This window comes from Pseudonocardia sp. NPDC046786, from assembly GCF_040645415.1.
Lineage (GTDB): Bacteria > Actinomycetota > Actinomycetes > Mycobacteriales > Pseudonocardiaceae > Pseudonocardia > Pseudonocardia kongjuensis.
In genome coordinates this window covers 33346-56841 of record NZ_JBEYYF010000025.1, presented here as the reverse complement: position 1 = coordinate 56841, position 23496 = coordinate 33346, and the positions used below count along the sequence as shown (strand labels likewise).

The following is a 23496-nucleotide window of genomic DNA, read 5'->3' as shown; positions in this document are numbered from 1 at the left end:
CGGGAGCCGCAGACCGACGACCACCAGCACGCTGACCGCGGCCAGGAACCCGGTCGTCGTGATGTCGGTCCGCAGCAGCGCGTTCACCGGGAACGGCACCGGCGACGTCAGCGGGGCAGTCCCGAGGCGCGCCAGGCCCCGCGCCCCGCGACCAGCGGGGCGCGCAGCTGGGACGCCGGGTGCGACCACAGGTCCGACGCGGCGGGTGCCCGCTCCGGCCCGCCCGCGCCGGCCGCCGCGGCGACCACCGCGGTGAGCGCGGCCAGCTCGTGATCGTCCGGGTTGCCCCGGACCACCCGGAACAGCGCGCGCCGCTGCTCCGGGGTCTGCTCGGTGCTCTCCTGCGGGCCGGCCATCAGAGCGGGATGTTCCCGTGCTTGCGGGTGGGGCCCTGCTCCCGCTTGGTGGCGAGCATCCGCAGCGCGCGGCCGACGTAGCCGCGGGTGTGCGACGGCGGCACCACCGCGTCGATGTAGCCGCGGTCGGCGGCGATGTAGGGGTTGCAGAGGGTGTCCTCGTAGTCCTGCTGCAGCTCGGCCCGCTTCGCCGCCAGCTCGTCGCCCTCCAGGGCCTTGAGCTCCTTGCGGTAGAGGATGGACACCGCGCCCTGCGCGCCGGTGACCGCGATCTGCGCGGTCGGCCAGGCGATGTTGACGTCGGCGCCGAGGTGCTTGGAGCCCATCACGTCGTAGGCGCCGCCGTAGGCCTTGCGGGTGATCACGGTGACCTTCGGGACGGTCGCCTCGGCGTAGGCGTAGATCAGCTTGGCGCCGCGCCGGATGATCCCGTTCCACTCCTGCTCGGTGCCCGGGAGGAAGCCGGGGACGTCGACGAAGGTCAGCACCGGGATGTTGAACGCGTCGCAGGTCCGGACGAACCGGGCGGCCTTCTCGGAGGCGTCGATGTCCAGGCAACCGGCGAACTGGGTCGGCTGGTTCGCGACGACGCCGACGCTGCGGCCCTCGATCCGGGCGTAGCCGATCACGATGTTCGGCGCCCACAGCTCCTGGATCTCCAGGAAGTCCTCGTCGTCGACCACCCGGTTGATGACCTCGCGGATGTCGTACGGGGTGTTCGCCGAGTCCGGGATCAGCGTGTCGAGCTCGAGATCGGAGTCGGTGAGCCCGTCGGTGATCGAGCCGTCGACGGGCTCGGCGGCCGGGAACTCCGGCGGCTCGGACAGGTTGTTCGACGGCAGGAAGCTCAGCAGCTGCTTGACGTAGTCCAGCGCGTCCGACTCGTCGCCGGCCAGGTAGTGCGCGACGCCGGAGCGGGAGTTGTGCGCCCGGCCGCCGCCGAGCTCCTCCATGTCGACGTCCTCGCCGGTGACGGTCTTGATCACGTCCGGGCCGGTGATGAACATGTGGCTGGTCTCGTCGACCATCACGGTGAAGTCGGTGATCGCGGGGGAGTACACCGCGCCGCCCGCGCATGGGCCCATGATCAGCGAGATCTGCGGGATCACGCCGGAGCTGCGCACGTTGCGGGTGAAGATCTCGCCGTAGAGGCCGAGGGCGACCACGCCCTCCTGGATCCGGGCGCCGCCGCCGTCGTTGATGCCGATCATCGGGCAGCCGATCTTCGTGGCCAGGTCCATCACCTTGACGATCTTCTCGCCGTAGACCTCGCCGAGCGCGCCGCCGAAGACCGTGGCGTCCTGCGAGAAGATCGCCACCGGGCGGCCGTCGATGGTGCCGGTGCCGGTCACCACGCCGTCGCCGAACGGGCGCTTGTCCTGCATCCCGAAGTTGGTCGACCGGTGCCGGGTCAGCGCGTCCAGCTCGACGAACGAGCCGGGATCGAGCAGCTGGTCGATCCGCTCGCGTGCGGTCTGCCTGCCCTTGGCGTGCTGGCGCTCGACGGCCGCGGCGGATCCGGCGTGGATCGCGTCGTCGAAACGCTGGTACAGGTCGGCGAGCTTGCCCGCCGTGGTGTGCACGTCAGGTGCGGCCCCACCGTCGTCCGGGGTCGCCATCGGCTCCGTTGCGGCGCTCATGAGGCGGGAGCCTAACCCGGCGGATGCGCGCCGATCGGCGTGATGTCCGCCGCAGCGCACCGGTCGGGTGAGGAGCGTTATCGATCCGGGTCCTGCCGAGGGCGACGGTGTGCCGTACGCCCGTTACGGTGCGCGGTGATGACGACCGGGACGAACCCCGACGAGGGTGCCGACGAACCGCTGGACGTGTACGCCCTGCGCACGGCGGTGCTGCGCCCGGCGGGCGGCTGGACGGCGCTGGATGTGGTCGCCTCCACCGGCTCCACGAACGCCGACCTGCTCGCCGAGGCCGGTCGGGGTGCGCCGGACCGGTCGGTGCTGATCGCCGAGGAGCAGGTGCGCGGCCGCGGCCGGCTGGACCGCACCTGGACCTCGAGGCCCGGTGCGGCGATCACGATGTCGGTGCTGTGGCGCCCCGAGGGGGTGCCCGCCGACCGGCTGGGCTGGCTGCCGATGCTGGCCGGGGTGGCGCTGGTGGACGCGGTCACCGAGGTGGCGCCCGGCCTCCCGGTCGCCCTGAAGTGGCCGAACGACCTGCTCGCCGGGCCGTCCCGGGGCAAGGCCGCCGGCATCCTGGCCGAGATGACGGCGGTGTCCGGTGGCGGGCCGGGCGTCGTGCTGGGCATCGGGCTGAACGTCGCCACCCCGCCGCACGAGCTGCCGTGGGGGGCGACCTCGCTGGCCGCGCACGGGCTGAGCGCGACCCGCGCCGAGGTCGTCGTGGCGCTGCTCGGGCACCTGTACCTGCGTGAGGCCGAGTGGCGCGTTGCCGGCGGGGACGCCGACGCGTGCGGGCTCCGGTCGGACTACCGGTCGCGCTGCGCCAGCCTCGGCTCCCGGGTCCGGGTGGAGCGCCCCGGCGGCGACCACCTGGTGGGGATGGCCGAGGACGTCGACCCGCAGGGCAGGCTGCTGGTCCACCTGGAGGACGGCGACCGGGTCGCGGTCGCCGCCGGCGACATCGTGCACCTGCGCGCGGCCGATCATCCGTAGCGGACCGCCGGCTCACCCGTTGCGCTGAGCAGCGGGTTCGCACCGCGCGTCGGCCCTGCGACCGGCCCGCGCCGTTCTAGCCTGGGGTCATGGCGTTCCCGGACGACGCGCTCGGCGAGGACGAGCGCGTCGTGCTGCTCGGCCGGCCGCACTGGCGGTTGTGCCTGCGCCCGGCCGGCGCGCTGCTGCTGGTGGCGGCGGTGGCCGGGTTCGCCGCGGCGGTGGTGCGGTTGCAGGTGTGGGCGCCCTGGGCGTGGGCGCTGCTCGGCGTGCTGGCCGGGCTCGCCGTGACCCGGACGACGGTGCTGCCGCTGGTCCGCTGGCGCTGCTCGCACCTGCTCGTGACGAACCTGCGGTTCGTCGTCCGGGAGGGGATGGGCGCCCGGCAGGGACTGGACGTGCCGATCGACCGGATCGACGCGGTGCGGGTCCGCAGCACCACCGTCGAACGGCTGCTGGGCTGCGGCACCCTGGCGCTGGACGTGGCGGGGGAGCGGCTGACCTTCCGGCACGTCCCGGTGGTGGAGCGGGTGCAGGCCCGGCTGCACCGGGAGATCGGCCGGACCGGGAGCGCGCGGCTCGGTGCGGCGGGCACGGCGTCGGGAGAGACGCAGCGCACATCCCTGCGGGGGCGTGCGGGCACCGCGGTCCGGGAGAGGATGGGTGCGTGAGCAGCCTGCCGACGACGGTGCGCGACGCCGATCTCCCCGAGCGTGTCGAGATCTACGAGGTCGGGCCGCGCGACGGCCTGCAGAACGAGTCGGCCGTGATCCCGGTCGAGATCAAGGCGGAGTTCCTGGACCGGCTCGCCGACGCCGGGCTGCGCACTCTGGAGGCGACCAGCTTCGTGCACCCGAGGTGGGTCCCGCAGCTCGCCGACGCCGCCGACCTGCTGGCCCGGCTGCACCGCCGCGACGGGCTCGACTACCCGGTGCTGACGCCGAACGAGCGCGGCCTGGACCGGGCGATCGAGGCGGGCTGCGACCACGTCGCGGTGTTCGCCTCGGCCACTGAGACCTTCGCGAAGCGCAACCTCAACCGGACCCTCGACGAGCAGTTCGCGATGTTCGAGCCGACCGTCACCCGCGCCGTGCGCGAGGGCCTGCGGGTGCGCGCGTACGTGTCGATGGTGTTCGGCGACCCGTGGGAGGGCGGCGTCGACCCGGACCAGGCGGCCGCGGTGGGGGCCCGGCTGATGGAGATGGGCTGCGACCAGCTCTCGCTGGGCGACACGATCGGCGTCGCCACCCCGGCGCACGTCGGCGCGGTGCTCGACGCCTGCGCCGCGCGCGGTGTCGGCGTCGACCGGATCGCCGTGCACTTCCACGACACCTACGGCCAGGCGCTGGCCAACACCCTGGCTGCGCTGCGCCGCGGCGTGACGACGGTGGACGCCAGCGCGGGCGGCCTGGGCGGCTGCCCGTACGCCGGGTCGGCGACCGGCAACCTCGCCACCGAGGACCTGGTGTGGATGCTCGACGGGCTGGGCATCGCGCACGGCGCGGACCTGCGGGCGCTGGTCGACACCAGCGTCTGGATGGCCGGGCACCTGGGCAGGCCGTCGCCGTCGCGGGTGGTCACCGCGCTGGCGCCGGAGTCCTGACCCCGGCCGTCCCGCGGAGCACCCCCAGCACGTCGTCGTGCAGAAGTCCGTTGCTGGTCAGCCCGTGCCCGCCGGCGTAGGTCGGGTTCCCGGTCAGATCGGTCAGCCGGCCACCCGCCTCGGCGACCACGGCGGCCGGTGCGGCCAGGTCCCACGGGTTCGCCGCCGGTTCCACGGCCACGTCGAGCACGCCCTCGGCGACCAGGCAGTGCTGCCAGAAGTCGCCGAACGCGCGGGACTCCCAGCACGCCTCGGTGAGCGCGGTCCAGCCGTCCCGGGAGACCGGCCCGGGCTCGGTGCGGAAGGTCTCCTGGTTGGTGGTGGAGACGTAGGCGTCGGCGATGTCCGAGACGCCGGACACCGCGATCCGGTGCGGGGTGCCGGACGGCAGGTCGCGGGCCCACGCCCCGGCGCCGGTCGCGCCCCACCAGCGCCGGTGCAGGGCCGGCGCGCTGACCACGCCGACCACCGGCACACCGTCGACGACCAGCGCGATCAGCGTCGCCCAGGCGGGCACGCCCCGGGAGAAGTTCTTGGTGCCGTCGATCGGGTCGACCACCCAGCCGCGCCCGGTCGGCGCGCCGCCGCTCGCACCGCGCTCCTCGCCGAGCACGGCGTCCCGCGGGCGCTCGTGGCCGAGCGCCGCGCGGATCGCGTCCTCGGCGGCGGTGTCCGCGTCGGTCACCGGGGTGCGGTCCGGCTTCCGGTTGACCCGCAGGTCGGCCGCCCGGAACCGGGGGAGGGTGATCGCGTCGGCGAGATCCGCCAGCCGCAGCGCGAGATCGAGGTCACGCGGGTCGGCGGGCACGTTCTGCTCGGGGCTCACGTTCGGCGAGCATGCCAGTCCACACGCACGGCTCCGCGACCCCGTCCCGGGCCGGCGGGCCTATGCTCGGCACGATGACCACCGTGGTGCTTGCCGAGGACGATGCGGCGATCGCCGAGCCGCTCTCCCGGGCACTGCAGCGGGAGGGATACGACGTCGAGGTCGTGTCGGACGGGCTCGGGGCGCTGGACCGGGTCAGCCGTGACCCGGCGGACCTGCTCGTGCTCGATCTCGGACTGCCCGGCATGGACGGCCTGGAGGTGTGCCGGCGGGTCCGGGCCGCCCGGTCCGACCTGCCGGTGCTGATGCTCACCGCGCGCACCGACGAGGTCGACTTCGTGGTCGGTCTCGACGCCGGCGCCGACGACTACGTGTCCAAGCCGTTCCGGCTCGCCGAGCTGCTCGCCCGGGTGCGGGCGCTGCTGCGCCGCCGTACCCAGGACGTCGTCGAGGTGGGCGGCCTGCGGATGGAGCTCTCCGGGCGCCGGGTGCTGCTCGACGGCGAGGAGGTCACCCTCGCGAACAAGGAGTTCGAGCTGCTGCGGGTGCTGATGACGCACGCCGGGCAGGTCGTCACCCGGGAGGAGATCCTGCACGCGGTGTGGGGCGACGCCGACATGAAGTCGTCGAAGACGCTGGACATGCACATGTCGTGGCTGCGCCGCAAGATCGGCGGCGAGAAGCGCATCGCGACCGTCCGCGGGGTCGGGTTCCGCTACAACGCGGACTGACCGATGCGCCGCCGGATCCTGGTCTCGACGCTGCTCACCGTCGCGGTGACGGCGCTGTTCCTGGGCGGTCCGCTGGCGCTCGCGACCTGGCAGCTCGTCGAGGACTTCACCCGCGCGGAGCTGACCCAGCGGCTCGAGCAGCTGACCGGGACCCTGGAGAACAGCGGCACCGACGCGCCGCCGCCGGGGGCGATCGAGCTGGCGATCCCGGCGAACAGCAGGCTCACCATCGAGATCCCGGACACGCCGACGATGGAGTACGGCGTCCGCGAGGTGGTCGACCCGGTCGCCGAGTCGCTGCCGTTCGGGCCGGGCGGGACGATCACCCTGGCCCAGCCGACCGCGATCATGCGGGCCCAGCAGACCCAGGTCGTTCTGGTGGTGATGCTGCTGGTCGGCTTCTCGGTGACGGTCGGCACCGGGGTCGCGATCTACACCGCGCGCCGGCTGTCCGATCCGCTGCGCGATCTCGCGGCCCGGGCGGCCCGGCTGGGTGCCGGGGACTTCCGCCGTTCCCCGGCCCGCTACGACATCGCCGAGCTGGACCGGGTCTCGGAGGTGCTCGACTCCTCGGCGACGGCGCTGGCGCAGCTGCTGCAGCGCGAGCGGGCGCTGGTCGGGGACGTGTCGCACCAGCTGCGCAGCCGGATCACCGCGCTGCAGCTGCGGCTCGACGAGCTGTCCACCCATCCCGATCCGGACGCCCGCCGGGAGGCGCTGGCCGCGCTGGAACAGACCGAGCGGCTGACCGGGGTGCTCGACGACCTGCTGGAGTCCGCCCGCGCCGCCCGCGCTGTGGGCGCCGAGCCGGTCGACCTGGCCGAGGCGCTGGAGGAGGTCGCGCAGGAGTGGCGGGTGCCGCTGTCGCGGGCCGGGCGGTCGCTGCGGTTGCGGGTGCCGGACGGGATGCTCGCCCGGGTCACCGCGGCCCGGCTGCGGGAGGCCGTCGGCGCGCTGGTGGACAACTCGGTGCAGCACGGCGACGGCCAGGTGACGATCAGCGCCCGGGCCGCGGACAACGCCTTGCAGGTGGAGGTCTCCGACACCGGCCCCGGGGTGCCGGAGGAGCTCGTCCCGCACGTGTTCGACCGCGGGGTGTCCGCACAGTCGTCGACCGGCCTGGGGCTGGCGCTGGCCCGCACCCTGGTGGAGGCCGACGGCGGGCGGTTGGAGCTCTACCGGGCCCGGCCGCCGGTCTTCCGGATCTACCTGCCCGCGGCCCGCACCGACGACGTCGCGGCCGGTGCGCCGGCGGCGGAGCGGACCGGCCCCCGCTAGGGCGCGGCGAGCTGCTTCTTGATCTCGGTCTTCAGCACCTTGCCGATCTTGGAGCGCGGCAGGTCCGGCCAGATCTCGATCTGCTTCGGTGTCTTGACGGCGCCGATCCGGCCCTTGACGAACGACGTCAGCTCCGCGGTGTCCAGCTCGGCGCCGGGGCGCAGCTGCAGAACGGCGGTGACCCGCTCGCCCCACTTGTCGTCCGGCAGCCCCACCACGGCGCAGTCGGCGATCCCGGGATGGGCCATCAGGGCCTGCTCCACCTCGGCGGAGTACACGTTGAAGCCGCCGGTGATGACCATGTCCTTGGCCCGGTCGACGATGAACAGGAACCCGTCGTCGTCGAGGTAGCCGATGTCGCCGGTGTGGTGCCAGCCGTGTGCCGACGCCTGGGCGGTGGCATCGGGATCGCGGTGGTAGCCGCGCATCACCAGCGAGCCGCGGACGACGATCTCGCCGCGCTCGCCCCGGCCGAGCAGCCGCCCGCCGTCGTCCATCACGGCGACGGTGACCAGCGGGGACGGCCGCCCGGCGGAGGACAGCCGGGCCCGCGCGGGCTCCCCGTCCGGGCCGAAGTGGTCCTCCGGGGGCATCGTCGAGATCATCATCGGCGCCTCGGTCTGGCCGAAGAGCTGGGCCATCACCGGCCCGATCCGGGTCAGCGCCTCCTCCAGGCGGGTCACCGACATCGGTGCGGCGCCGTACCAGAAGCACTGCAGCGACGACAGGTCCCGCCGGTCGAGCGAGGGATGGTCGAGCACCATGTAGATCAGTGTCGGCGGCAGGAAGGTGTGCGTGACCCGGTGCCGCTCGACGTGGTCGAGGAAGCCGCCGACGTCCGGGCTGCGCATCACGACGACCGAGCCGCCCCGGCACAGCACCGGGAAGCAGAGCACCCCGGCGGCGTGCGTGAGCGGGGCGAGCGCCAGGTAGACCGGCCGCCCGCCGCGGGCGGGCCACGGGTAGCTCATCAGCGTGATAGCCGTCATCGTCTCGATGTTCGTGCCGGTCAGCACGACACCCTTGGGGCGCCCGGTGGTGCCCCCGGTGCCGACGATCATCGCCACGTCGTCCGGGCAGGGCCGGTCGACCGGCCCGGTGCCGCCGGCCAGGAAGGTCTCCCAGCCCAGCGCCCAGGCGGGATCGCCGTCCAGGCAGACCAGCGTCCGCAGCCCGGGCAGGTCGTGCCGGATCGCGTCCACCAGCGGCGCGAACGCCGCCTGGAACACCAGCACCGAGCAGCCGAACAGGTCGAGCAGCTCGCGGTTCTCGGCGGCCTCGTTGCGCGGGTTGACCGGGCACCACACGGCGCCGGCCCGGCTGATGCCGAACACGCAGGTGAACGCGGTGGGATCGTTCGCGGACAGCACCGCCACCCGGTCGCCCGGCTCGACCCCCGCGGCGGCGAGGGCGGCGGCGATCCGGTCGCCGAGCTCCCGCACCTCGCCGTAGCTGCGGATCTCGCCGTCGCAGACCAGGCACGGTGCGTCGGGGCCCAGCGACGCACCCTTGTCCAGGTGGTCGATCAGGCGCATCTCACATGCCCATCCCGCCGTCGACGGGCAGCCCGGCGCCGTTGACGAAGCGGGCGGCGTCGGAGGCGAGGAAGGCGACCGCGTCGGCGATGTCGGTGACCTCGCCGAGCCGGCCGGACGGGGTGAGCTCGATCACCGCGCCGACCGCGGCCTCGGGGCTATCGAACAGCCCCAGTCCGGACGTCTCGACGGCCAGCTTCTGGCCCATCGCGGTCGGGACCAGCCCGGGGTACACGCAGTTGACCCGCACCCCGTAGCCGAGCTTGCCGGACTCCATCGCGGCGACCCGGGTCAGCCGGTCGACGGCGGACTTGGTCGCGGAGTACCCGCCGATCGCCGGGAACGCGATGGTCGCGGCGACCGAGGCGACGTTGACGACGGTGCCCCCGCGGCCGGCCGGGCCGCCCGGGCGCATCGCCCGGAAGGCGTGCTTGATCCCCAGCATGGTGCCGACGACGTTGACCTCGAGCATCCGGCGCACGTCGTCCGGCCTGGTGTCGACGAGGAGCTGGGTGACCTCGATCCCGGCGTTGTTCACGACGACGTCGAGGCCGCCGAACCGCTCGACGGTGGTGGCGACGGCGGCCGACCAGGACGCGTCGTCGGTCACGTCGAGCCGGACGGCCCCGTGCTGGTCGCCGAGCGCCTCGGCGAGCTTGCCGCCGAGCTCCTCCTGGACGTCGGCGATCACCACCCGGGCCCCCGCGGCGGCCAGCGCCCGGGCCATGCCCTCGCCCAGACCCTGGGCTCCTCCGGTGACGAGTGCGGTACGGCCGGTCAGATCGATCTGGGTCACTGGCACTCCTGTGTGCAGGTGATGGGGACCACACCATGGGCGATGATCCATCCGACTGTCAAGAATTCTCCGGCCAGGTGTCAAGTTTTCTGTGACCGGTCGTCCGGTGATCGGTTAGAGTCCCGGTCATGGCGCGGGCGAATCCGGTCGACAAGCACGACGCGCGGCGTCGTGCGCTCGCCGACTCCGCGCTGCGGACGCTCGGTGAGCTCGGCTACGCGCGGTCGTCGCTGCGCGAGATCGCGAACAACTCGCCGTTCAGTCACGGGGTGGTGCACTACTACTTCGCTGACAAGCTCGATCTCATCGTCTACTGCGTGCGGCGGTACAAGGCGGTCTGCGTCACCCGCTACGACGGCGCGGTGGCCGGCGCGACGACCGCGGACGGCCTGGTGGCGGCGTTCGCCGGCAAGCTGCGCGAGACGATCGTCGAGGAGGCCCCGATGCACCGCCTCTGGTACGACCTGCGCGCGCAGAGCATGTTCGAGGAGAGCCTGCGCGAGCCCGTCGAGCAGATCGACCGGACGCTGGAGGAGATGGTGTGGCGGGTCGTCGTCCGCTACGCCGAGCTCGCCGGGGCCGAGCCCGCGCTGCCCCCGCACACCGCCTACGGCATGCTCGACGGCATCTTCCAGCAGGCGCTGCTCGGCCACCTGTCCGGCGACGGTGCGGCGCTGGACACGCTGCGCGACGAGGTGCACGACGTCATGCCGCTGCTGGTCCGCGCGGCCGCCCGGATCTAGTCGGCGGGCGGCGGCACCGGCTGGCGTCGCACGAACTGCTCCGGCCAGACGAACCGGCGGAACGCCCACCAGCGGAACGCCATCCCGGCCAGCGTCCCGACGATCTGCCCGGACACGAAGTCGGCGATCTCCTGGGTCACCAGCGAGACGCCCGGTACCTGCAGCTCGAGCACGTACCGCGAGACCGCCAGCGGCGCCGAGTACACGGCCACCCCGGCCCCGCTGATCAGGAAGAACAGCGCCGCCTCGTGATGGCGCTCGCGGCCGCCCCTGGTGCGGAACGACCACTCCCGGTTGAGCACGTACGACACGATCGTCGCCACCAGCACCGCGAACACCTTCGCGGTGACCGGCTTGGTGTCCAGCACGGTCGTCTTGAGCAGTAGGAACACCACGGTGTCGATGACCCAGGTGGTGCCGCCGACCATCAGGAACTTGATGAGTTCGCGGTGCTTGATGGCCTTGTCACGGTACGGCTGGGGGATCCGCGCGAGCGTCGCCTCCACCACCGTCACGTGGGCGATCGTGCCAGATTACGCTTCACGTCCTGTGGAGAGGGTTGACAGCGCAGGGAAGAGCGGGCTGCCCACGGTCGGCATGGTCGGCGGCGGGCAGCTGGCCCGGATGACCGCCCAGGCGGCCGTCGCGCTCGGGCAGACACTGCGGGTGCTGGCGGCCTCGCCGGACGACCCGGCGGTCCGGGTCACCCCGGACGTGGTGGTCGGCGACCCGGACGACGCCGGCGCGCTGCGCGAGCTCGCCGTCGGCTGCTCGGCGATCACCTTCGACCACGAGGGCGTCCCGCAGGAGGTGCTGCGGCCGCTCGCCGAGGCGGGGATCCCGCTGCGGCCGCCGCCGTCGGCACTGGTGCACGCCCAGGACAAGCTCGTCATGCGCAGGCGGCTGGCCGCGATGGGCCTGCCGGTGCCCGACTTCGCGGAGGTGGACGACGCCGCCGACGTCGAGGCGTTCGGCGCGGCGCACGGCTGGCCGGTGGTCCTCAAGGCCACCCGCGGCGGGTACGACGGCCGCGGCGTCTGGTTCCTGCGCGGCCCGGACGCCGCGCTGGTCACCGACCTGCTCGAGCGCGGCACCCCGCTGATGGTCGAGACCGCGGTGCCGATGGCCCGGGAGCTGGCGGCGAGCGTGGCCCGGTCGCCGTTCGGCCAGGCGGCCGCCTGGCCGGTGGTGGAGACCCTGCAGGTCGACGGCCAGTGCGCCCGGGTCACCGCGCCCGCACCCGGGCTCGGCGACGACGCGGCCGCGCGGATCCAGGAGACCGCCCTGCGGATCGCGGCCGAGCTGGGTGTGATCGGGCTGCTGACGGTCGAGCTGTTCGAGACCGCACCCGGCGAGATCGTGATCAACGAGCTGGCGATGCGCCCGCACAACTCCGGGCACTGGACGATCGAGGGCTCCGTCACCTCGCAGTTCGAGCAGCATCTGCGCGCGGTGCTGGACTACCCGCTCGGTGCCACCACACCGGTCGCGCCGGTCGCGGTGATGGCGAACGTGCTCGGCGCGCCCGAGGAGCCCGCGATGTCGATGGACGAGCGGCTGCACCACTGCTTCGCCCGCTTCCCGGACGCGCGGGTGCACCTCTACGCCAAGGACGGCCGGCCGGCCCGCAAGATCGGTCACGTGACCGTGCTGGGCTCCGACGGCGACGCCGTGCGGGAGCGCGCCGAGCTGGCCGCCGGCTGGCTGGCCACGGCGAGGTGGGCCGACGGCTGGTCGGCGCACGCGGACGACCCCCGAGAGGACTCCTGATGGCCGAGGCGAGCACCCCCCGGGTGGGGGTGGTCATGGGCAGCGACTCCGACTGGCCCGTGATGAGTGCGACCGGTGCGGCGCTGGACGAGTTCGGCGTGCCGTGGGAGGTCGGCGTCTACTCGGCGCACCGGACCCCGCAGCGGATGCTCGACTACGCCGCCTCCGCCGCCGACCGCGGACTGCAGGTGATCGTCGCCGGGGCGGGCGGCGCCGCGCACCTGCCCGGGATGGTCGCCGCCGCGACCCCGCTGCCGGTGATCGGCGTGCCGGTGCCGCTGAAGTACCTCGACGGGATGGACTCGCTGCTCTCCATCGTGCAGATGCCCGCCGGGGTGCCGGTCGCGACCGTCGCGGTCGGGAACGCCCGCAACGCCGGGCTGCTCGCCGTGCGCATCCTCGGCGCCGGGGACGAGGCGCTGCGCCAGGCGATGGTGGAGTTCCAGGCTGACCTGGAGCGGACCGTGCTGGACAAGGACGCGGCGCTGCGGGCGACTGCGCGCGGGCAGGGCTGAATTCTCCTGGCGCCGTGCCCGAGCACGTGGTTACGGTGTCGGTACACGGGAGAGGAGGTGGTCCGAGCAGATGAGCTACTGGACACGTGAGGTGGCCCTCAGCTAGCACCACGTTCTGCCGGGCGGGGGGCGACCCCGGCCCGGAGACGGTCGTGGAAGCCGGTGTGGTGCCGGCAATACCAGACGGTCACCCGTGATCCCCGGATCCTGTGGATCCGGGGATCACGCACGTCCGGGGTCGTTCAGCGGGAGCCGCTGCGCCGTTCGAGGGCCAGCGCGGCCCGCTCCAGCCGCCGGGTGACCTCGGCCAGGTCCGGCTCGGCGTCGACCTCCAGCGGCAGCATCGGCGCGACCCGGCGGAAGTGGTCGACGCAGGCGGGCAGGTCCGCGTCGCGGGCGCCGTCGGCGAGCCAGCGGTGCAGCGCCTGGTTGTGCGCGGCGACCAGCGCCGCCGCCGTCACCGCGGCGCGCAGCTCGCCGTCCGGCCGGCCGGTCAGCCGGGCCGCGAGCTCGCGGGTGAACAGCCGCCGGTAGTGGTGCACCGAGGCGGCCTCCCGGTCCCGCAGTGCGGGCACGGTGCCGACCAGCGCGAACCGCTGCCGGGCGACCTCCGGGTCGACGGTGTAGAGATCGAAGACGGTCTCCGCGGCACGCAGTGCCAGCGACAGCAGCGGCTCGTCCGGGTGCGCGTCGGCGAACACCTCGGCGATCCGGGAGAGGCCGCGCTCGTGGTCGGGCGACAGCGCGTCCTCCTTGCCGCGGAAGTAGCGGAAGAAGGTCCGGCGGCCGACGCCGGCCGCGGCCGCGATGTCGTCGACCGTGGTGTCGTCGTAGCCCCGCTCGGTGAACAGCCGGGCGGCCGCGGCGACCAGCTCCCGCCGGACCTCCGCACGCCCCTCGGGGGAACGCCCGCGGCGAGTGCTGCTCGTCATGGCACGGAGGGTAGCAAGGCGCGTTGCCCTGTGGCACGGAGTGCCGTTAAGATTCGCGCCATGAACAGCGACTTCGACAGCTACCGGCTCAGCGACGAGCACCAGGCCCTGCGCGAGGCGGTGCGGGACCTGGCGGAGAAGGAGATCGCTCCGCACGCCGCCGAGGTCGACGAGCAGGCCCGGTACCCGGTCGAGGCGCGGGACGCGCTGGTCAAGGCCGGTTTCCACGCCGTGATCATTCCCGAGGAGTACGGCGGCGAGGGTGCCGACGAGCTCGCCGGGTGCATCGTCATCGAGGAGGTCGCCCGGGTCTGCGGCTCGTCGTCGCTGATCCCCGGGGTGAACGGCCTCGGCCTCACCCCGGTACTGCTGTCCGCCTCCGACGACCTGAAGAAGCAGGTGCTCCCCTCGGTCGCCGCGGGCGAGGCGATGTTCAGCTACGCGCTGTCCGAGCGCGAGGCGGGCTCCGACGCCGCCTCGATGCGCACCCGCGCCCGCCGCGACGGCGACGAGTGGGTGCTCAACGGCACCAAGTGCTGGATCACCAACGCCGGCGAGTCCACCTGGTACACCGTGATGGCGGTGACCGACCCGGAGAAGAAGGCGAACGGGATCTCCGCGTTCGTCGTGCACAAGGACGACCCCGGCTTCGAGGTCGGGCCGAAGGAGCGCAAGCTCGGCATCAACGGCTCGCCCACCCGCGAGATCTACTTCACCGACGCCCGCATCCCGGCCGGCCGGATCATCGGCGCCGAGGGCACCGGGTTCAAGACGGCGCTGCGCACCCTCGACCACACCCGGCCCACCATCGGCGCCCAGGCCGTCGGCATCGCCCAGGGCGCGCTCGACGTCGCCACCGCGTACGTCAAGGAGCGCAAGCAGTTCGGGAAGGCGCTCGCCGAGTTCCAGGGGCTGCAGTTCATGCTCGCCGACATGGCCATGAAGGTCGAGGCGGCCCGGCAGCTGGTGTACGTCGCCGCGTCCCGCGCCGAGCGCGGCGAGGCCGATCTCGGCTTCATCTCCTCGGCCGCGAAGTGCTTCGCCTCCGACACCGCGATGCAGGTGACCACCGACGCCGTGCAGCTGCTCGGCGGCGCCGGGTACACCCGGGACTTCCCGGTCGAGCGGATGATGCGCGACGCCAAGATCACCCAGATCTACGAGGGCACCAACCAGATCCAGCGGATGGTCATGGCGCGCAACCTGCTCAAGTGAGATGAACGGGCCTCGTCGCGGGAGGGACCGGGGGCACCGGCCGATCGACTTCCCGTTCTTCGGCCTCGCCGGGTGGACCGGCCCGACCTGGGCCGAGTTCTACGAGGGCGGGCTCGGGGAGCCGGTCACGACCCTCTGGCTCGGGCACCGGGTGCCCGACGGCCGGGCCCACCTGTCGGTCGGGACCCACAACCAGCGCCCCGACTCCTACCCGCTCGGCCCGGGTCTCGCCTTCGGGTGCCTGTTCGCGCTGACCGAGCGCATGCGGCCGGACCGGTCGGCGGTGACGCTCCCGGCCGGCTTCAACACCGCGCAGATCGACTGGGTGCAGGCGCGCTCGCAGGAGTGGCAGGACTGGGCGACCGTGCCCTGCACGGTCGACGGGGCCGGGCACGCGCTGTCGTACCAGCGCTACGCCTGGGGGTGGGCAGGCTTCGTCGTCGATGCCGGAACGGCCGGGATCAAGCTGGTCGGCGTCGGCCTGGAACCTGCGGCGGTCCGGTTGGAGACCGTGCGGGAGCCGGCGCGGTACGGCTTCGACCCGGCGCAGTGGCTGTTCGTCTCCGACCTCCAGGACCGGCGTGAACGGGACCCGGACGCGCGCCTGCCGTTGCCGTGGGCGACCACCCTGCACGCCGACCAACGCGCGCTGATCGAGCGGCACGGACCGGGGTGACGCACTACCGTCACGACCGTGGGGGACGGTTCCGAGACGACGTCCGACCGGCGGCCCGACCGGCTGCTCGACTGGTTGCCCGACGCCGATCCGGCGCTGCGCTGGCAGGTCGAGCGCGATCTGGCCGGCGCGTCCCCGCAGGTGTGGGAGCGGACCCGGGCGCGGGTCGCGACCGAGGGGTTCGGCGCGCGGCTGCTCGCCCGTCAGGACCCGGACGGCCGGTGGGCGGGCGGCGCCTACTTCCCCGCCCAGCCGACCGGGGTGGACGGCCAGCCCTGGACCGCCACCACCTGGTCGCTGAACGCGCTGCGTGAGTGGGGCCTGGACCCGCAGGTCCTGCGGGCCCGCCGGACGGCGGAGCTGCTGGAGCGGCACTGCCGGTGGGAGTACGACGACCTGCCCTACTGGGACGGCGAGGTGGACTGCTGTGTCAACGCGTTCACCCTCGCCAACGGGGTGTGGCTCGGCCGCGACGTGGACCCGCTGGCGCGGTGGTTCGTCGAGCAGCGGCTCGACGACGGCGGCTGGAACTGCGACCGGATCGACGGCGCGCGGCGGTCGTCGTTCCACTCGACGCTGAACTCGCTCGCCGGGCTGCTCGCGCACGAGTCGGCGACCGGCGGCACCGTCGCGACCCGCGCGGCCCGCAGGGCGGGCGAGGAGTACCTGCTGAGCCGCCGCCTGCTGTACCGGCGTTCGACCGGCGAGCGGGTCGGGCCGTGGGTGGACCGGTTCGCCCATCCGTTCCGCTGGCGCTACGACGTGCTCCGGGCGACCGACCACTTCCGCCGCGCCGCCGCGCTCGACGGGGGACGGCCGGATCCGCGGCTGGCCGAGGCGGTCGCGGTCGTCCGGGCGGCGCAGGGTCCGGACGGCCGGTGGATCCAGGGCGAGCGCGATCCCGGTGCGGTGTGGTTCGAGGTGGACGTGCCGGCCGGGGAACCGTCGCGCTGGCTGACCCTGTACGCGCTCCGGGTGCTGGCGTGGTGGGAGTCCGATGTGGAAAGCGCTCGATAGAACGCCTGGTGATGCGCTACTGTTCGAACATGTGGTCGAGTGAGGGCGGACCGGGTGCCGCTCCCGGGGGTGCTGATCCGGTCGTCGCCGTCCTCGGGTCGGTGCTCGAGGCGCTGGCCGGGCTCCCCTCGGATCCCGGTGGCGCCACCGACGCCGGGCCGGCGGTCCGGATCGACCGGATCGCGCTGTTCGAGCGCCTCCGTGCCGTGGTCGCCGCCGGGCACGGCGCCGAGATCGTCGGCTTCGCCCGCGCCGCCGTCGAGGAGCGGATCGCCGCCGGCGATCTCGATCCACGCACCGCCGAGCGCGGGATCGCCGACCAGGTCGCGCTGGCCTGCCGGATCTCCCCGTCGGCCGGCTCGCGACGGCTGGGCAGCGCCCGCGCGCTGCACCTCGACCTGCCCCGGGTCTGCGCGCTGCTGCGGGCGGGGCGGATCAGCGAGGAGGTCGCCGAGCACGTCGTGTCGGAGACCCGCCATCTCCACCGGGAGGCCCGGCGCTCGGTCGACGAGCAGCTGGCCGGTGCCGGCATCGACGAGCTCGGCCGCCGGGCCGCGGCGGCGCTCGCGCGGCGGCTTGCCTACGAGTGCGACCCGGCGGCGTACGTCACCCGGGGCCGCACTGCCCGCAATGACCGCCGGGTCGGGTTGCGGCCCGCGCCGGACACGATGGCGGTGCTGTCCGCCTACCTCCCGGTCGAGCAGGGCGTCGCCTGCCTGGCCGCGCTGCGCCGGCACGCCGATGCGGTGGTCGGCACCGGATCCGATCGCAACCGCGACCAGATCATGGCCGACACCCTGGTCGAACGCCTGACCGGGCAGGCCCGGGCGGCCGACGTGAACGTCGAGCTCGGCATCGTGATCGGGGTCGACCAGCTGGTCGACCCCGATGCCGGTGGCACCGCCGAGATCGTCGGCCACGGCCCGGTCCCGGTCGGCATCGCCCGCGACATCCTCGCCGGCACCCAGGGGCGGCGCTGGTGGCGGCGGTTGTTCGCCCGCCCGGCAGGCGGGCTGCTGGTCGGCGCCGATCCGCGGCGGCGGTACTTCGGCGGGGTGCCGGCCGCCCTGGTCCGGATCCGCGACGACGACCGCTGCCGCGATCCCTACTGCGACGCCCCGGGCCGGCACATCGACCACATCGTCCCCGCCCGCCGGGGTGGCCCGACGACCCCGGCGAACGGGCGGACGGTCTGCGTCCGCGGCAACCTCGTCCGGGAGCTGCCGGGCTGGTCGGTCGAGGTGCTGGCGGACGGCCTGGGCGACACGCCGCACACGGTGCGGACGACCACGCCGACCGGGCACACCTACCTCAGCCGGGCGCGCCGGACCGGATCACCAGGACCACGGCGGCGGGCCGGTCCCCGACTGCTCGGTGGCTGCGCTCGCCGTCGCTGGTCCATGTGGCGGCTCCGCCGGCTACCGGGCCGACCTCGTCGCCTGCCCGCCCCGCCCGCGCGGCGCCGCGGGTCACCAGGAGGTGCCCGACGACGCACGGGCCGTGTCCGCCGGAGACGGGTGCCGCGGATCTAGGGTTCTCCCGTGGAACGATCGTTGCTGCAGCCGGTGTCGGTCGGGATCGTGTCCGCCGTCGTCGGGGTCACCAGCTCGTTCGCGGTCGTCCTGGCCGGGCTCACCGCCGCCGGGGCCGATCCGGCGCAGGCGTCGTCCGGGCTGGTGGTGCTCACCGCGCTGATGGGTCTGGCCACGTTCTGGCTGAGCCGGCGCTCCCGCCGCCCGATCACGGTCGCCTGGTCGACCCCCGGCGCTGCGCTGCTCGCCTCGACCGGAGCGGTCGCCGGGGGCTGGCCCGCGGTGGTCGGCGCGTTCCTGGTCACCGGGGCACTGATCGTCCTGACCGGGCTGTGGGGGCGGCTCGGCCGGATCGTCGGCGCGATCCCGGCGCCGCTGGCCCAGGCGATGCTCGCCGGTGTGCTGCTGCCGCTCTGCCTGGCGCCGGTGCGGGCGCTGGCCGAGCAGCCGCTGCTGGTGGCGCCGATCGTCGTCGTCTGGGTGGTGCTGCAGCGGTTCGCGCCGCGCTGGGCGGCACCCGCGGCGTTCGTGCTGGCGCTGGCGATCGTCATCGTGCTCGCCGACGGCTGGTCCTGGCTGCAGCCGCCCACGCTGACGGTGACCGCGCCGTCGTTCCCGGTCGCGGCCGTCGTCGGCGTCGCGCTGCCGCTCTACGTGGTCACGATGGCCTCGCAGAACCTGCCCGGGGTCGCCGTGCTCGGCGCCGCCGGTTACCAGGTCCCGTGGCGGCAGGCGATGGTGGTCACCGGCGCCGGGACGATGCTCGGCGCCACCGCCGGCGCGCACGCGATCAACCTGGCCGCGATCACCGCCGCACTGCCCGCCTCGCCCGAGGCCCATCCGGACCCGGCCCGGCGCTGGATCGCCTCCCAGGCCAACGGCGTCACCTGCCTGCTGCTGGCGCCGCTCGCGACGACCCTGGCGGCACTGGTCGCGGCCGCACCGCCCGGGGTGGTCGAGTCCGTCGCCGGGCTGGCACTGCTCGGGACGTTCGCGGCCGCGGTGACCGGCGCGATGGCCGTGCCGCCCGGCGCCGGGTCCGATCCGGTGGCCCGGGTGCCCGCGGCGATGGCGTTCCTGTTCGCCGCCGCCGGGTTCACGATCGGCGGGATCGGCTCGGCGTTCTGGGGGCTGGTGGTGGGGATCGTGCTGCACCTGGTGCTGCGGGGGCGCCGGGTCAGCGCCTGAACGACTCCACCCGCACCTCGTCGGTCGGCGCGAACCGCCCGGCCGCCGCCGTGATCAGCGCGATCGTACGAGCCGACTGGCTGCAGCCGAAGCCGTACTTCGCGCGGACCCGGGCGTCGGCGATCTCCATGCACGTCCGGCTGCGGTCCAGGAAGTCCGCGACCGGGTACGACACCCCGGCCGCCAGGTGCTCCTCCACGACCAGCGACGGCGAGTAGTAGCTGACCTCGGTGCCGTCCGGCCACCGGACGTCGAACATCATCTCGGGCACGTCCGCGACGCTAGGTGTCCGCGGTTACCCCGGTGTTGCCCGCGGGCTCTTACAGGATGAACCCGAACAACGGGCTGTCCGGCGGGATCTGCTCGATGTGCGGCGGGGCCTCGTCCATCCGCTTGAGCAGCGCGGGCAGGTCGTCCGGCGAGCCCAGCTCGACCCCGACCAGCGCGGGCCCGGTCTCCCGGTTGGACCGCTTGGTGTACTCGAACAGGGTGATGTCGTCGTCCGGGCCGAGCACGTCGTCGAGGAACCGGCGCAGCGCGCCCGGCTCCTGCGGGAACTCGACCAGGAAGTAGTGCTTGCGGCCCTCGAACACCAGCGCGCGCTCGACGATGTCGGCGTAGCGGCTGACGTCGTTGTTGCCGCCGGAGAGCAGGCACACCGTGCTCGCGTCGCGCGGGATGTCGAGCAGGTCCAGCGCCGCCGGGGACAGCGCGCCCGCGGGCTCGGCGATGATCCCGTCGGACTGGTAGAGCGCCAGCATCTCCACGCAGATCCGGCCCTCCGGCACCGCGACCAGCTCGACGCCGGACTCGCGCACGACGTCGAAGGTCGCCGCGCCGACCCGGCGCACCGCGGCGCCGTCGACGAACGGGTCCAGTGCGGCCAGCTCCACCGGCTCGCCGGCGGTCATCGCCGCCGCCATGCTGGCCGCGCCGGCCGGCTCGACGCCGACGATCCGGGTCGACGGCGAGTGTTCCCGCAGGTAGGTGACGGCCCCGGCGAGCAGCCCGCCACCGCCGACCGGCACCACGAGCACGTCCGGCGGGTCCGCCAGCTGGGACAGGATCTCCCGGACGATGGTGCCCTGCCCGGCGACGGTGCGCGGATCGTCGAACGCGGGGACCTGGGTCGCCCCGGTGGACTCGGCGTCGGCACGGGCGGCCGCCGCGGCATCGTCGTAGGTGTTGCCGACCACCCGGATCTCGACCGCGTCCCGGCCGAGGCGGGCGACCCGGTCGCGCTTCTGGCGCGGTGTCGTGCCCGGCAGGTACACCCGCCCGCGCACGCCGAGCCGCTGGCAGGCGAACGCGACGCCCTGGGCGTGGTTGCCCGCGCTCGCGCAGACCACGCCTGCGGCCCGGTCGGTCCCGGGCAGCTGGGCGATCAGGTTGTACGCGCCGCGGATCTTGTACGAGCGGACCGGCTGCAGGTCTTCGCGCTTCACCCAGACCTCGCCGCCGAGCGCGTCGGACAGCCGCGGGTTGAGCTGCAGCGGGGTCGGTCCGATCACGGCGCGGAGCCGGGCCGCCGCGTCGTCGACGTCCGCGGCGCTCACCCGGGTGCCGGGGGCAGGGGAGGTGCTGGGGTTCACGATCGACCAGCGTCTCACGGCCGCACCGGCCGGTCCGCACCAGGGAGTGGTCAGCCCAGCCGTACGGTGGCGCGCTCGGTCTCCGCCCGCCGCTCCAGCGACCCGTCGGCGTTCACCACCTGGACCAGCGAGGCACCTGCCGCGAGCACCGCGAGCAGCCCGTCGCGCAGACCCTCGGGCGAGTCCCAGGCGAGGGTGGACAGCACCCGCGCGCCCTCGGCCAGCTCCAGCGCGGCGGCCCGGGCGAGGGCGGCGTCGAGCACCTCGGTGCCGGTCGCCCCGTCCCAGGCGACGGCGTCGCCGGGCACCGGGTCCCAGGGCACGAAGTCGTCGCCGTGCACCCGCACCTCGCTCGCGAAGTCGAGCACCCCGGTGGGCAGCCCGGTCAGGCCGCGCCCGAACGCGTCCAGCGAGAACGCCACGATCGCGTCCGCGCCGGCCGCCAGCGCGGTGTCCAGCCGCGCGGCGTCGGCCAGCACCAGGTCCGCCGTGGCCGGGTCACCGACCAGCTCGGCGCCGCAGGACCACACCGCCAGCAGTGCGGCCGCCGTCTGCCAGTGCGCGGGGAGCAGCACCGACACCCGGCTGCCGGGTTCGACGTCGCACTCGTCGCGCAGCAGGTTCGCCGCCTTCGCCGCCCAGTTCGCGGCGGTGGTGCCGGACAGCTCCATCCGCTCGCCGGTGGCGTCGTCGTAGTGGGTGAACAGCGGGCGCGCGGCGGCGGTGCCGAGCGCCGGGCCGAGCAGGGCGTCGGTGAGGTACAGGCCGGAGCCGAAGACGGTGGTCATCGTCCGCCGACGCTACCCAGCGCCGGTAGTCAGTCGATGCAGGGCACCCCGCCGGCCGAGATCGGCGGGGTGGCGGGCGCGGGTGCGGGGGAGGGGCCGGAGCCGGAGCCGCCGGTCTGCGCGGCGCCCGCGGACGACGAGGTGCCCGTGCCGGAGTAGTCGGCGCCGATCAGCACCTGCACCCGGCCCTGGCCGACGGCGTCGGACTGCTCGACCCCGATCCCGCCGAGCGCGCCGGCGACCTGCCGCGCCCCGGCGTCGCCGTCGGCCTGGCTGTAGCGGACGACCGAGGTGGTCCGTTCCGGCGCGTTGCCGATCTCGCCGGGGGTGATCCCGTTCTGCCCGAGCACGCCGGCGACCCGGGCTGCGAGCCCGGTGGTGCCGGAACCGTTCGCGACGTCGGCGACGACCGGTGCGGGTGCCGGTGCGGGCTCTGCCTCCGGCTCGGGTTCCGGCGCGGGCTCGGTGTGCCGGGCGACGAACTCCTGCACGTCCTGCGGGTCGACGACCAGCACGTCGCCGCTGCCGGTGTTGCGCGGGCCGCCGGTCGGGATGGTCAGGAAGTCCATCTGCCCGGCCGCGATCTGGGAGGCCTCCTCGGCGAAGCCGAGGATGTCCCAGCCGCTGTCGATCACCACGGACCTGTGCACGACGTCGATCAGCGCGCCCAGCTTCGTCGGATCGGCGAGCGTGCCCGAGGACAGCACCTTGTTCGCCACCGCGGCCAGGAACACCTGCTGCCGGGTGATCCGGGACAGGTCGCCGCCGGCCAGGCCGTGCCGCTGCCGGACGAAGGCCAGCGCATCGGCGCCGGAGATGGTCTGCGGCCCGGCCGGCAGGTCGATCCCGGAGAACGCGTCCCGGGCCGGGGCCTTGAGGCAGACCTCGACACCGCCGATGGCCTGGGTGAGGTTGTAGAACCCGAGCAGGTTGACCTCGGCGTAGTGGTCGATGCCGAGCCCGGTCAGGTCCTGCACGGCGCCGATCAGGGCCTGCCGCCCGGCCTGGGAGGACTCCTCGTCGACCTGCTTCGGGTCGGCCATGCCCTCCTCGACCAGTCGGGCCGCGGCCTGCGCCTTGGTCTGCGGGTAGGCCGCGTTGATCTTGTTGCGGCCGAGGCCCGGGATCCGCACCTCGGAGTCGCGCGGCACCGAGAACGCGGTGGCCCCGCCGCCGTCCGCCGGGACGTGCACGACGATGATCGTGTCCGAGTTGAGCACGCCGTCCTCGGCGCCGCTGCGCAGCTCGGCCAGCACCTCGGCGGGCAGCGGATCGCCCTGCGCGTCGGTGCGGCTGTCGACCCCGACCAGCAGGATGTTCCGCTCGCCGCCCGCCGAGCCGCCGAAGATCACGTTGGTGGTGGTGATACCGCCGGTGACGTCCCGGTAGAGCGTCCACGCCGCGCCGGTCAGCAGCAGGGTGAGCACCGACATCGCGGCGACGCCCACCTGGAACCGGTACAGCCAGCGCCGTCCGGCGGACGGCCGGGCGGGCGGGCGGCGATCGGCCGGACGGGCGGACGACGGTGGGTACGGACGGACACGGGGCCGGCGGGGGTCGCTCATGCCCGCCTCCCCTCACGTCGGTCCGGGCTGCCGATCGGGTTCAGGGTGCAGCATCGGGGCCCTCCTCGGGGCCGTACCGGCATGCGTGTCGGCCCGGTCGCCCGGATGCTTGATCCGGCACGGACTTGAGGGTGACGTTGCGGCGCACCGCGTCGTCGCTGATCGGACGGCCGGGGGCGGTTCGGGAGGGGATATCCCCGGTGCT

General features: G+C 74.2%; 24 protein-coding genes. 13 read left to right on the top strand and 11 right to left on the bottom strand.

Going from position 1 to position 23496, the window contains the following annotated elements; all coding sequences use genetic code 11:
* Positions 1–107 precede the first annotated feature (107 nt).
* Both ABZ881_RS25280 and ABZ881_RS25275 read right to left on the bottom strand, forming a co-directional pair.
* Positions 108–356 (bottom strand): acyl-CoA carboxylase epsilon subunit, encoded by a 249-nt coding sequence (locus tag ABZ881_RS25280; RefSeq protein WP_358488086.1) that lies wholly within the window; start codon positions 354–356, stop codon positions 108–110.
* Positions 356–1996, bottom strand: coding sequence for an acyl-CoA carboxylase subunit beta (locus tag ABZ881_RS25275; protein WP_344029234.1), 1641 nt, complete (start codon positions 1994–1996; stop codon positions 356–358). The genes ABZ881_RS25280 and ABZ881_RS25275 overlap by 1 nt, the downstream gene beginning before the upstream one ends.
* A 138-nt stretch (positions 1997–2134) precedes the next feature.
* On the opposite strand from ABZ881_RS25275, the gene ABZ881_RS25270 reads away from it, so the two are divergent.
* The 3 genes from ABZ881_RS25270 to ABZ881_RS25260 all read left to right on the top strand — a co-directional run bounded on the left by ABZ881_RS25270 (position 2135) and on the right by ABZ881_RS25260 (position 4592).
* Positions 2135–2989: a biotin--[acetyl-CoA-carboxylase] ligase gene (locus tag ABZ881_RS25270; protein WP_358488084.1), complete on the top strand. Its 855-nt coding sequence runs from the start codon at positions 2135–2137 to the stop codon at positions 2987–2989.
* A gap of 89 nt (positions 2990–3078) precedes the next feature.
* Positions 3079–3660 carry a PH domain-containing protein gene (locus ABZ881_RS25265; RefSeq protein ID WP_358488083.1) on the top strand — a complete coding sequence of 194 codons (582 nt, stop codon included), beginning with the start codon at positions 3079–3081 and terminating at the stop codon, positions 3658–3660.
* Positions 3657–4592 carry a hydroxymethylglutaryl-CoA lyase gene (locus tag ABZ881_RS25260; protein ID WP_358488082.1) on the top strand — a complete coding sequence of 312 codons (936 nt, stop codon included), beginning with the start codon at positions 3657–3659 and terminating at the stop codon, positions 4590–4592. Before ABZ881_RS25265 ends, ABZ881_RS25260 begins: the two co-directional genes overlap by 4 nt.
* On the opposite strand, the gene ABZ881_RS25255 is transcribed toward ABZ881_RS25260, so the two are convergent.
* Positions 4567–5418 carry an inositol monophosphatase family protein gene (locus tag ABZ881_RS25255; RefSeq protein WP_358488080.1) on the bottom strand — a complete coding sequence of 284 codons (852 nt, stop codon included), beginning with the start codon at positions 5416–5418 and terminating at the stop codon, positions 4567–4569. The genes ABZ881_RS25260 and ABZ881_RS25255 overlap by 26 nt on opposite strands.
* Before the next feature lie 74 nt (positions 5419–5492).
* Here ABZ881_RS25255 and ABZ881_RS25250 point away from each other — a divergent pair, with 74 nt between their 5' ends.
* Positions 5493–6149, top strand: a complete 657-nt coding sequence (locus ABZ881_RS25250; protein ID WP_358488079.1) for a response regulator transcription factor — start codon at positions 5493–5495, stop codon at positions 6147–6149.
* A 3-nt stretch (positions 6150–6152) separates the two neighbouring features.
* Positions 6153–7427 (top strand): HAMP domain-containing sensor histidine kinase, encoded by a 1275-nt coding sequence (locus ABZ881_RS25245; protein WP_358488077.1) that lies wholly within the window; start codon positions 6153–6155, stop codon positions 7425–7427.
* On the opposite strand, the gene ABZ881_RS25240 is transcribed toward ABZ881_RS25245, so the two are convergent.
* The gene (locus ABZ881_RS25240; RefSeq protein WP_358488076.1) at positions 7424–8962 is read right to left on the bottom strand and encodes a long-chain fatty acid--CoA ligase; all 1539 of its coding nucleotides are present in this window, start codon (positions 8960–8962) and stop codon (positions 7424–7426) included. The genes ABZ881_RS25245 and ABZ881_RS25240 overlap by 4 nt on opposite strands.
* Position 8963: 1 nt before the next feature.
* The gene (locus ABZ881_RS25235) at positions 8964–9758 is read right to left on the bottom strand and encodes a glucose 1-dehydrogenase (RefSeq protein WP_358488075.1); all 795 of its coding nucleotides are present in this window, start codon (positions 9756–9758) and stop codon (positions 8964–8966) included.
* Positions 9759–9886: 128 nt separating this feature from the next.
* Here ABZ881_RS25235 and ABZ881_RS25230 point away from each other — a divergent pair, with 128 nt between their 5' ends.
* The gene (locus ABZ881_RS25230; protein ID WP_358488073.1) at positions 9887–10501 is read left to right on the top strand and encodes a TetR/AcrR family transcriptional regulator; all 615 of its coding nucleotides are present in this window, start codon (positions 9887–9889) and stop codon (positions 10499–10501) included.
* Here the strand turns inward: ABZ881_RS25230 and ABZ881_RS25225 are convergent.
* Positions 10498–11016 (bottom strand): GtrA family protein, encoded by a 519-nt coding sequence (locus tag ABZ881_RS25225; protein WP_358488072.1) that lies wholly within the window; start codon positions 11014–11016, stop codon positions 10498–10500. The genes ABZ881_RS25230 and ABZ881_RS25225 overlap by 4 nt on opposite strands.
* 34 nt (positions 11017–11050) lie before the next feature.
* Between ABZ881_RS25225 and ABZ881_RS25220 the strand changes: the two genes are divergently transcribed.
* Positions 11051–12271 (top strand): 5-(carboxyamino)imidazole ribonucleotide synthase, encoded by a 1221-nt coding sequence (locus ABZ881_RS25220; RefSeq protein WP_358488071.1) that lies wholly within the window; start codon positions 11051–11053, stop codon positions 12269–12271.
* Positions 12271–12786: a 5-(carboxyamino)imidazole ribonucleotide mutase gene (gene purE, locus ABZ881_RS25215; RefSeq protein WP_344029509.1), complete on the top strand. Its 516-nt coding sequence runs from the start codon at positions 12271–12273 to the stop codon at positions 12784–12786. Before ABZ881_RS25220 ends, purE begins: the two co-directional genes overlap by 1 nt.
* Positions 12787–13028: 242 nt before the next feature.
* Here the strand turns inward: purE and ABZ881_RS25210 are convergent, their stop codons facing one another.
* Positions 13029–13718, bottom strand: a complete 690-nt coding sequence (locus ABZ881_RS25210; RefSeq protein WP_344029513.1) for a TetR family transcriptional regulator — start codon at positions 13716–13718, stop codon at positions 13029–13031.
* 60 nt (positions 13719–13778) lie between these two features.
* Here ABZ881_RS25210 and ABZ881_RS25205 point away from each other — a divergent pair, with 60 nt between their 5' ends.
* The 5 genes from ABZ881_RS25205 to ABZ881_RS25185 are packed head-to-tail and all read left to right on the top strand — an operon-like array spanning position 13779 to position 19346.
* Positions 13779–14933 (top strand): acyl-CoA dehydrogenase, encoded by a 1155-nt coding sequence (locus ABZ881_RS25205; protein WP_358488069.1) that lies wholly within the window; start codon positions 13779–13781, stop codon positions 14931–14933.
* A 1-nt stretch (position 14934) separates the two neighbouring features.
* Positions 14935–15609, top strand: coding sequence for a hypothetical protein (locus ABZ881_RS25200; RefSeq protein ID WP_358488068.1), 675 nt, complete (start codon positions 14935–14937; stop codon positions 15607–15609).
* Positions 15610–15627: 18 nt separating this feature from the next.
* A complete protein-coding gene (locus tag ABZ881_RS25195) occupies positions 15628–16626 on the top strand; it encodes a squalene cyclase (RefSeq protein WP_358488066.1) in 999 nt (332 codons plus the stop codon).
* A gap of 29 nt (positions 16627–16655) precedes the next feature.
* Positions 16656–18158, top strand: coding sequence for a DUF222 domain-containing protein (locus tag ABZ881_RS25190; protein ID WP_358488065.1), 1503 nt, complete (start codon positions 16656–16658; stop codon positions 18156–18158).
* A 9-nt stretch (positions 18159–18167) separates the two neighbouring features.
* On the top strand, positions 18168–19346 hold the full coding sequence (locus ABZ881_RS25185) for a benzoate/H(+) symporter BenE family transporter (RefSeq protein WP_358488063.1): 1179 nt from the start codon (positions 18168–18170) through the stop codon (positions 19344–19346).
* On the opposite strand, the gene ABZ881_RS25180 is transcribed toward ABZ881_RS25185, so the two are convergent.
* The 4 genes from ABZ881_RS25180 to ABZ881_RS25165 form a co-directional block, all read right to left on the bottom strand.
* Positions 19336–19608 carry an MSMEG_0570 family nitrogen starvation response protein gene (locus ABZ881_RS25180; RefSeq protein ID WP_358488131.1) on the bottom strand — a complete coding sequence of 91 codons (273 nt, stop codon included), beginning with the start codon at positions 19606–19608 and terminating at the stop codon, positions 19336–19338. The genes ABZ881_RS25185 and ABZ881_RS25180 overlap by 11 nt on opposite strands.
* A 58-nt stretch (positions 19609–19666) precedes the next feature.
* Positions 19667–20902 carry a threonine ammonia-lyase IlvA gene (ilvA, locus tag ABZ881_RS25175; RefSeq protein WP_358488130.1) on the bottom strand — a complete coding sequence of 412 codons (1236 nt, stop codon included), beginning with the start codon at positions 20900–20902 and terminating at the stop codon, positions 19667–19669.
* A gap of 86 nt (positions 20903–20988) precedes the next feature.
* Positions 20989–21726 carry a TIGR03089 family protein gene (locus ABZ881_RS25170; RefSeq protein WP_358488062.1) on the bottom strand — a complete coding sequence of 246 codons (738 nt, stop codon included), beginning with the start codon at positions 21724–21726 and terminating at the stop codon, positions 20989–20991.
* Between the two features lie 29 nt (positions 21727–21755).
* Positions 21756–23291 carry an LCP family protein gene (locus ABZ881_RS25165; protein ID WP_358488061.1) on the bottom strand — a complete coding sequence of 512 codons (1536 nt, stop codon included), beginning with the start codon at positions 23289–23291 and terminating at the stop codon, positions 21756–21758.
* Positions 23292–23496: the final 205 nt, after the last annotated feature.